This is a genomic window from Microcoleus sp. Z1_A1, from assembly GCF_036700305.1.
GTDB lineage: Bacteria > Cyanobacteriota > Cyanobacteriia > Cyanobacteriales > Microcoleaceae > Microcoleus.
In genome coordinates this window covers 1-9,812 of sequence record NZ_JAUBOR010000085.1, presented here as the reverse complement: position 1 = coordinate 9,812, position 9,812 = coordinate 1, and the positions used below count along the sequence as shown (strand labels likewise).

Here is a 9,812-nt window from a genome sequence, read left to right as displayed (position 1 = left end):
GCCAACGGTGGCGTACCAGTGACACCCGGTCAAGTCCTGACTCCAGCACAGTTACAGCAACTATTTTTCTCCACAACAGGCAACTTTACAGGAGCAAATTTCACCTACAGCGCCACAGACAACAGGGGCGCCACCAGTCCCGCTGTCGCTACTGTCGCGGCTATCTTGCGGCCGGTTTCCCCCAATCCCACACCGACTCCAACTCCAACAAATCCCACACCGACTCCAACAACTCCAACTCCAACTCCAACTGACAACCAACCGCCATTGGCCAACAATACCAACTCCCGCCTTGGGCCCAACAGCAGCAGGTTAGTCACAGGATTGGGAGGAAGTGACCCCGACGGGTCGATCGTCTCTTACACCATCAACAGCCTGCCCCCAGCAGACCAAGCCGTCCTGTTTTTAGGAGATCCAGCCAACGGTGGCGTACCAGTGACACCCGGCCAAGTCCTGACTCCTCAACAGTTGCAGCAATTATTTTTCTTCACAACGGGCAACTTTACAGGAACCAATTTCACCTACAGCGCCACAGACAACAGGGGTGCTATCAGTCCCCCTGCTACGGCTACTGTGGATGGACTGATAGTGCCAACTCCCACAACTCCCACAACTCCAACTCCAACTGACAACCAACCGCCAGTTGCCAACAATGCCAACTCCCGCCTCGGCCCCAACAGCAGCCAGTTAGTCACAGGATTGGGAGGAAGTGACCCCGACGGGTCGATCGTCTCTTACACCATCAACAGCCTGCCTCCTGCAGACCAAGCAGTCCTGTTTTTAGGAGATCCAGCCAACGGGGGCGTACCAGTCACACCCGGTCAAGTCCTGACGCCAGAACAGTTACAGCAACTATTTTTGCAAGCCACAGGCAACTTTACAGGAGCCACTTTCACCTATAGCGCCACAGACAACAGCGGCGCATCCAGTCCCGCTGTCGCTACTGTCGCGGCCATACTTCCAACTGACAACCAACCGCCCTTAGCCAACAATGCCAACTCCCGCCTCGCGCCCAACAGCAGCCAGTTAGTCACAGGATTGGGAGGAAGTGACCCCGACGGGTCGATCGTCTCTTACACCATCAACAGCCTGCCCTCACCAGACCAAGCAGTCCTGTTTTTAGGAGATCCAGCCAACGGGGGTGTACCCGTCACACTAGGTCAAGTCCTGACGCCAGAACAGTTACAGCAACTATTTTTGCAAGCCACAGGCAACTTTACAGGAGCCACTTTCACCTATAGCGCCACAGACAACAGCGGTGCCATCAGTCCCGCTCCCGCTACTTTTGTCGCTATCTTGGGGGCGGATGGGCCCACTCCCACACCAACGCCCCCCACGCCGATCGTCTCAAATCCGATCGGGGAAACAGATACCGACTGTTTGTGTCAGCCCATTATTGAAAAACCGGGAATTAACTTTGCGCCCCCGCCGCCACCACCTGCAGTTGGATTTGTCCGGCCTATTTCACAATTTTCCGAGGGACAAACCACCAAAGGAACCGACGGCGATGACTTGATCGTAGACACCAAAGGCAACCAAAAAATTGTCGGTTTTGAAGGTAATGACCTGCTTTTAAGTGAAGACGGCGCGGACGAAATTTACGGCAACGAAGGCAATGACACGATTTTTGGGGGCATTGACACCGATATTGTTTACGGAGACGAGGGCAACGATATCGTATTTGCAGGCAAACAGAACGACTGGATTGCCGGCGACTTAGGCTCGGACACTCTGTTTGGAGATCGAGGTGCCGATACGATTCTCGGAGACACCGGGGAGAACAACTCCCAGAGTCCTGACGATGCTCGCGATTTGATCTTCGGAGGCGAGGGTGCAGACCTCATTAACGGCAACGAGGGCGACGATACCATCCATACCGGCAAAGGTGACGATATTGCCCTTGGAGGTAAAGAAAATGACCTGATTTGGGGCGAACTCGGCTCCGATACGTTGTTTGGTGGCATCGGCTCCGACAGCTTGTTTGGGGGAATCCGCGACCAAAGGGCCAGCGACTCCCAGGGACGCGACTTGCTTTACGGAGGCTTCGGTGACGACTTCCTCCACGGCCAACAAGACGACGATACCCTGGTTGCAGGCAAAGATAACGATCGCGCTTACGGAGGTAAAGGCAATGACCTGATCTACGGTCAATTAGGCTCCGATACTCTCTACGGTGGCGAAGGAGCCGATACTTTGCTCGGTGACAGTGGCAGTTCCCAGTCCATCGGGGATATCGGGGAACAAGACTTGCTCTTTGGTGGCAGTGGCAATGACATCATCGGCGGCGGCCATGGTAATGATACGGTGCAAGCAGGTAAAGGCAATGATTGTGTTTGGGGTGGCAAAGATCATGACCTGATTTGGGGCGAACTTGGCTCTGATACGCTGGTTGGCGACAGTGGCGACGACACCATGTACGGTGGTGCTCGAAGTCGAGCTCAAGATGCTGGCGGCCAAGACTTGCTCTTTGGTGGCCTCGGTGCTGATGTGCTGTTCGGCGATGAGGGTGACGATACCATCAGTGGCGGTGAAGACAACGATTTGATTTACGGCGGTAAAGCTAACGACCTCATACACGGAGATCAAGGTGACGACTCGATTTACGGCGGTGACGGCAGCGATGAACTCTGCGGTGGCGAGGGCAACGATACTATCTATGGCGATCGTGCTGATAACCGGGGTGTCTCGGTGCGGGCAAACGGCCAGCAAGACTGCGTCAACGGCGGTGACGGCGATGACTTGCTCTACGGTAATGAAGGCCAAGATACTATCAACGGAGATGCTGGCAGCGATACTCTGATTGGTGGTAAAGATAACGACATTCTCAATGGGGGATCTGGAGATGACTGGCTGTTTGGCGACTTGGGCGAGGATACTTTAATTGGAGGTATGGGGAGCGATCGATATGTGTTGAGTGCTGATGGCGGCATTGATACTGTGATTAACTTCGAGGTAGGCGTCGATAAGTTGGTTTTGACCGACGGCCTGAGTTTCCAGCAGTTGCAATTTAGCGCCACTCCGAACGGTACGTTGCTGCTAGTAGCAGGAACCGATCGGGTTCTAGCAAATCTGGTTGGGGTTAACGGGGCGATCGGCTCCTCGGATTTCCTACCAAATCTCTCTGAGCTCTAGAATTGGCGGCGAAAGTCTCCTGTTCTGGCGAACAAAACGCCACAGCAGATTAGAACTTCTGTGGCGTTCCTCACAATACTCAATCCGGGTTAGAAACTTTGTAGCGATCGGCCCTTGACATCGCTCTTACAGTTGCCTTTTGTCCCTCTCTAAAATGCTAAAAAATAAATGTGTATTCAAGCCTGATTTGGTATAACATCAAATCGGTTAGCCTGGGGATTATTCATAAATCTCTTATTTTTATCGGCGTGAATCTATTGTCATCTGCGGTGAAGAAATTCTCTTTTTTTACCGCTGATACAGGCCGATAAGGGATGAGAATTAAATAAAATCCACTTTTCATGACTGTTGTGGGATGGGCCTAAGAGCCCGTCCTTTTTGGACGGGCTCTTAGGCCCATCCCACTTTCAAGAGTGGAAGTTATTTAATTCTCATTCCTAATTTTATTGTGTTGCGCGATCGGGCTTAAGAGCCAACTAAAATTTATCACTAATTCCCCATTGCCATTCCATTGATTCACAATTTGGAAGTAAAAGATACACGGATAGCTATTTTTTCCTTTTTCTTGGCGAAGCTCCAATTCTCCATAATCAATTCAAATACTTAGCTTAGGATAGCGGAATCTGCTTGCGTAAAAACAGGCGGCGCGGCTGGCCCAACAGCCAACCAGTCCAATTCCAATCCACCTGTTGCAAGCGATAGCCGGCCTGATAGTATAACTGTCGCGCCGCGTGATTATTTTCCAGAACGTGGAGGTAAATCTCAGAAAATCCCCATTCTTTGGCTGTCTCCTCGCAGTTGCTGAGCAATTGTTGAGCAACTCCCTGCCGCCGGTACTCCGGGTGAACGGCTAAATTCGACAAATAAGGATAGTCAGAATTAGGGATTTGCCAAGGGAAGCGAGAACGCAGAGCCATTTCTACTGTTCCTGTTATGCGCTGATCTCGGTGCGCCCTATAATTCTGCGTTCCCTCCTCGCGCGAGACTAGCTCAGCAACCAGACAAATGTAATGTTCTGCTTTAGAACGCAGTCGATTTTTTAAATCTTCGTAAATGCCCAAACGCAACACTGGATACACCCATTCTACAAACCCCTCGCGGGAGTGAAAGCTCATGGCTAAAATATCCGCTAGCTGCGTTAAGTCGTTGGGCGCAGCGACTCGGATCGAAAAACCAGAAAGTCCGGGAGTTTGTTGTTGGTGAGATGGTGAGGAAAAAAATGAAGGATTCACAATGCCAGGCCACTATATTAATTTTTTTTACGCGGGTTTCTAAGCTACCCTCTTAGAAAATTCACTGATGTTATACTGCTCTTATAACGTAACTTATAGGCATAGTTTATTTGCCAGATTAAATTACATTTTTTGGCGATGGACTTTAAGTAGCATTTGAGGTAAATGGAAAATTTTTAGCATTTAATACTCTAGTTATGAAAAAATAAAACTCATCCCCTAATAGTAGATTTGTGGATCAGCTATTTTGCCTTTAAATTGAAGCTCGATCCCTGGCTTTCTGCCGGCATCACAAGAGTTTAAGTAAACGGTAGCTTACAAATTAAATGCGCGACAGCTTAGCGGGCAAGGTATTAAAAACAATCACAAAGGTTTTAACGTCAGGTTCCCGAAATCCTACCGCTCTCTGCTTATTGAAATACCCGATCGAATATAATTTATCCGTCAAGCGGTAGTTGAAAAACTCAACGACTGACCATACTAACACTGGGATCGCTGGCGCGTCGGATGTTCCCCGCCGCCCCCCGGCCTGGCACCCCAGCTTTCAGCAGTTCTGGGCTATCCATCGCCCGTCCCCAATCGAACCGGCCTTACCTGTTGAGCTACTTGGTACTTTTCCAACGTCCAATTTAAATTTGGATGCCTGGAAACAGTCTGCAGGGGTTTTCCCCGTCGGTTCGATACTCTGCTGCGCGCGAGACCTTCAAAACCTCGATCGAGCTGATTGACCCTGCCCAAAAACAGATACAAGCCACCGACACTCGTCGTGGAGAGATCAAAATTTTAGACCCTAGTTCAAGCTCCCCGATTCATCTGTGGAGTAAATCTAAAATCTAAAATCTAAAATCTAAAATCGACCGATCGGTTTCCACAGAGTACATCCCTAGCTAAGATTAACAGATGGATGCTCAAACTTGCGGTGTTTCGCCGCAGTAATTAGCTTGGGCGTTGGCCTGCAGGACGCACAAAAAATGCCGATATCGGGGAAAAAAGTGCAAGTCTAACTAAAATGGTACAGCAATTGCGTCACTCCCACAGACACCTCTGTGGTCTGTGGGCCACCCCCGAATATCAGTCAGGGGTTCAGGGCCCGATGGTGGTCGCTATCCTTGGCTGACTGTTAAAGTTGCTATTACTTGTGGGAAAAAACACAGGCGAAGATGTTGGTTGTCTATAGTATTTTGCTGCAGGCAGCTTTCACATACCAAATAAAATATTCCCAGGAGGCAGGAGCAAACATAAATTTGGCTAATCAACTCACAATCAAGACGGTTATTCCTCTGTATTCTGAGATATCCAGACGGCAGTTAAAATGGCCAGATTTGTGTTTGATCTCCGGCGGCCTCAAGGTAAGGGGTGAAAGAAATTTATCGGGAGACGAGTTTATGTGAAGATCGTTGAATAATAAAATTGGGGTGCACGACAGATAACTGTGGCTCAGAAGAATTCCGAATTGAAAACCCAGACATCAAAAATCAAGGTTGATGCTTGCCTCGGCATACTTACAACAAATTCATATTCACGAATTATTGTGATACCATTTTCCCAAAATAATGGCGACCTAGGCAAACTCCCAATCCTTATGTCAGGAGTCATTCGCAATCGAAAATCGAAGGTCGAGAATCGAAAATGGTATGACTTCAGCAATTTAAATCGGCGAATTCTTCCTTTAATCAGACTTATTAAATCGAACAGCCCCGGGGCACAGGAGAACGGTGCATGAATTCCCAAGAAAATCCTAAGCTAAAAATTCTGATAGTCGATGACGAACCGGATAACCTCGACTTGCTTTACCGCACCTTCCATCGAGACTATAAAGTGCTCAGAGCCGAATCTGGCCCCGCTGCTCTCGAAATTTTGGCAAAAGAGGGAGAAGTAGCAGTGATTATCTCTGACCAGCGAATGCCAAAAATGAGCGGTACGGAGTTTCTCAGCCTGACGGCGGCTCAATACCCCGACGTGATCCGGATTATTTTAACTGGCTATACGGATGTTGAAGATTTAGTAGAAGCTATTAACGCTGGCAAAGTATTCAAATACGTTACCAAGCCTTGGGATGCTCAAGAGCTGATCAATCTTGTTAGTCAAGCTGTTGAGACTCACAATCTTCTGAAAACGCGCACCAATGAACTGCGCCGTGCTTTGAGCCAAGAATCGCTGCTTTATGCCGTTACCAATACTATCCGATCGGCTCCCAATTACCAGCAAATGCTGCAAAGAATTGTGGAAACTGTCGGGCAGATGTTTGAGGTGAGTTGCTGTCTGCTGCGGCCGTTCCAAGACGGCCGGGTGGCCGATGAGTGGTTCGTTTACCAGAAGGCAGAAACTAAAGGTGTGGGGGGCGATGAGGAAGTCACGCCCGGTGATGCTTCTGCTGCCGAACTCTCCCCGGATTTGCTGCCGGATTTGGTTTGGGAAACTCTGGATGTGGAGGTGATTCAAGATGCCCAAACTGACGATCGAGTTTTAAACTGGGATAATCCACAGCGAAAGCAGGCTTACGAAGCTGCGAATATTCGATCCAGCTTGATCGTACCGCTATTTTACAAAATCGAACTGATGGCAGTCTTGGCGCTGCATCAGTTTGAGGAACCGCGCCAGTGGCAAGACCACGAGGTACAGTTGGTAATTACGGTGGCAGACCAAGCGGCTTTGGCGCTTTCTCAAGCCCGGGCTTACGAACAGGTGCGGGCGCTGGCCAAGCGCGAGGCCTTAGTCAATACTATTACTACGGCAATTCGATCGAGTCTCGATCCCCAAAATATTTTTGCAGCCATTACTCAACAACTCGGCCAAGCTTTGCAAGTTGACGGCTGCGCCCTATCTCTGTGGACAGAAGATGATGAATACGTCCAATGCGTGGGGCTATACGACACAGATAGGGATACCGTGGCTGTAGAACAGGGTTTTCTTGATAATCCAGAGCTAGTTGCGAACCCTCTGGGCTACGAGACGGATTCTGGTGATGCTGCTGCTAACACTCGCGCCTGGGTTTTTGCCCATCCTTCTTTGCCACAGTCTTTGGTGCCGATTCGGGGCAATCCGCTGTTGTTGCAAGTTATGGTATCAAAAGAGCCGGTGGCGATCGAAGACCTCGACGAACACCCCGAATTAAATGTTACAGAACTGCAAGTTCGATCGCCAGCCCGCGCCCTGTTAGTCGTTCCCTTGCTCTCAGAAGGCAAAATCATCGGCAGCATTTCGCTGCGCCAAAATCACAGCATCCGCCGCTGGAACATCTCAGATATTGACCTGGCCCAAATAGTCGCAACTCAAGCTGCTCTAGCCGTGCAGCAGTCGCGCCTCTACCAGACTACCAGACAGCAGGCAGAACGGCTTCTGGAAGCCGATCGGCTCAAAACCGAATTTTTCCAAAATATCTCCCACGAGTTCCGCACGCCTCTAACTCTAACTATCGGCCCTCTGGAATCAGCTTGCAGGCGTAAAGAAGACTTACCCTACGAACAAGCCGTAATCGCTTTGCGTAATTCCCGCCGCCTCCTGCGCTTGGTAAATCAACTGCTGGACTTGCAGCGGCTAGATGCCGGACGGATGCAGCCGAGTTTTCGCCCCTGCGATTTGGTCGGTTTCTGTTACTCTACCGCAGAGTCGTTCCGCGCCTACTGCGAGAAAAAAGGACTGCACTTAATTACCCAACTGCAAGAATGTCCTTTACTTTATTTGGACTTGGAAAGATTTGACAAAGTTATTTACAACCTGCTATCAAATGCTGTTAAATTCACCCCAGAAGGCGGAACTATCACCCTGAAAGTTGAATCTGCCGGCGCTCACTGTTTGTTGCAAGTAAAAGACACGGGTATCGGCATTCGCACCGAACAAATTCCCTATTTATTCGAGCGATTTCACCAAGCCGAAGGTTCAGCTAGTCGTTCCTACGAAGGCAGCGGTTTAGGTTTGGCACTTGTCAAAGAATTAGTCGAACTCCACGGCGGTCAAATTTCAGTTGAGTCAGTTTACGGCGAAGGTACTACTTTTACCGTTTGGCTGCACTTTGGTTCGACGCACTTGCCCCCGGAACAGGTACTAGAAATACCTGCGGAGTTTCACTCATCGAAAGCTGCGGTGGAACTGGCCGATGTGGAGGCGGATTTATCAGAAAATGAGGCTGAAAATCATAACTTTGAGTCGCTCCAACCTGTCCGATCGGAAACAGCAGTGGGAACGGTTTTGGTGGTGGACGACAATCCAGATTTGCGCTTTTATGTGTCAGCAATTCTCCGAGATGCCGGCTTTGCAGTTTTGCTCGCCCGCAACGGAGAAGAAGGATTTGCCGTGGCTAAAAAACGTCGCCCTAATTTAATTATAACGGATTTGATGATGCCTTTGATTTCGGGCTTGGATTTGATTAAGATGATTCGAGAAGATGAGGAATTGCAGGGAACTCCGGCAATTTTGCTGACTGCTAAAGCCGACGAAGATACTCGAATTGAAGGAGTAGAACGGGGTGCGGATGCTTATTTGTCCAAGCCTTTTAACGATCGAGAATTGTTGGCGGAAGTGCGGAATTTGATCGCCCTCAAACAAAACGAGCGGCGAGTGCAGCAGTTGAACAGTTATTTAACTGAGTCGGTGCTGCGCCGATTTTTGCCGCCGGCGATGGTGAAGGCCGCAGCGGCTGGAGATTTGGCCTTGGATTTGCGCCCGGAACCGCGATTGATTACTATTTTGTTTAGCGATATTGTCGGTTTTACTCAAATGGCAAATACGCTGCGATCGCGCCGGGTAGCTGAGCTGTTAAATGAATATTTGGCGGCAATGACTAAGGCTATTTTTGACAGTGGCGGTACGGTGGACAAGTTTGTTGGAGATGCGGTAATGGCTTTCTTTGGCGCGCCGGAGGAATTAACGCCTAATGAGCAAGTACGCCGCGCTGTGGCTGCTGCGGGGCAAATGCTGGGAGCTCTCAAGGAGCTTAACAAGGGCTGGTTGGAGCAGGGAATTGTTGGGGAAAATGGCGTCCCTCCGGTGCGGTTTCGCTGCGGAATTCACCAGGGTACTGCGGTGGTGGGGATGTTTGGCGGCCCCGATCGATCGGATTATACTGCGATCGGGCCGAGCGTGAATATTGCCGCCCGCTTGCAAGAGGTGACGGAACCAAACACGGTGCTAATTTCGGCGGCGGTTGCAGATTATGTGGAGGAAAATCGCATTGTTAAATATAAGCCTTTGAAACTAAAGGGAATTGATGAAACTGTATTGACTTTTTTACTAAATTGTGATTAGTCATTATAAGTATTATATGTTGATATCCCACGCACAATTTCGGGAAAAACCTATTCCTAAATAAGTAGATGAGTGGCCAAATATGTATGTAGCCCAAAGCGATTATCACTCCGTGAAACGCTCATTTGGAGCGCGAATTAAATAACTTACAATTTTAATTGTTATTGTGGGATGGGCGTCCCGCCCGTCCTTTTTGGACGGGCG

3 protein-coding genes are annotated in these 9,812 nt (G+C 49.5%); 2 read left to right on the top strand and 1 reads right to left on the bottom strand.

Annotated elements, in window-relative coordinates; all coding sequences use genetic code 11:
* On the top strand, positions 1 to 3,132 hold a 3,132-nt coding region (locus tag QT973_RS26515), incomplete at its 5' end, for an Ig-like domain-containing protein (RefSeq protein ID WP_445305701.1).
* A gap of 608 nt (positions 3,133 to 3,740) precedes the next feature.
* On the opposite strand, the gene QT973_RS26510 is transcribed toward QT973_RS26515, so the two are convergent.
* Positions 3,741 to 4,364: a GNAT family N-acetyltransferase gene (locus tag QT973_RS26510; RefSeq protein WP_333392529.1), complete on the bottom strand. Its 624-nt coding sequence runs from the start codon at positions 4,362 to 4,364 to the stop codon at positions 3,741 to 3,743.
* A gap of 1,719 nt (positions 4,365 to 6,083) precedes the next feature.
* Between QT973_RS26510 and QT973_RS26505 the strand changes: the two genes are divergently transcribed.
* The gene (locus tag QT973_RS26505; RefSeq protein ID WP_333052933.1) at positions 6,084 to 9,608 is read left to right on the top strand and encodes a response regulator; all 3,525 of its coding nucleotides are present in this window, start codon (positions 6,084 to 6,086) and stop codon (positions 9,606 to 9,608) included.
* Positions 9,609 to 9,812 lie beyond the last annotated feature (204 nt).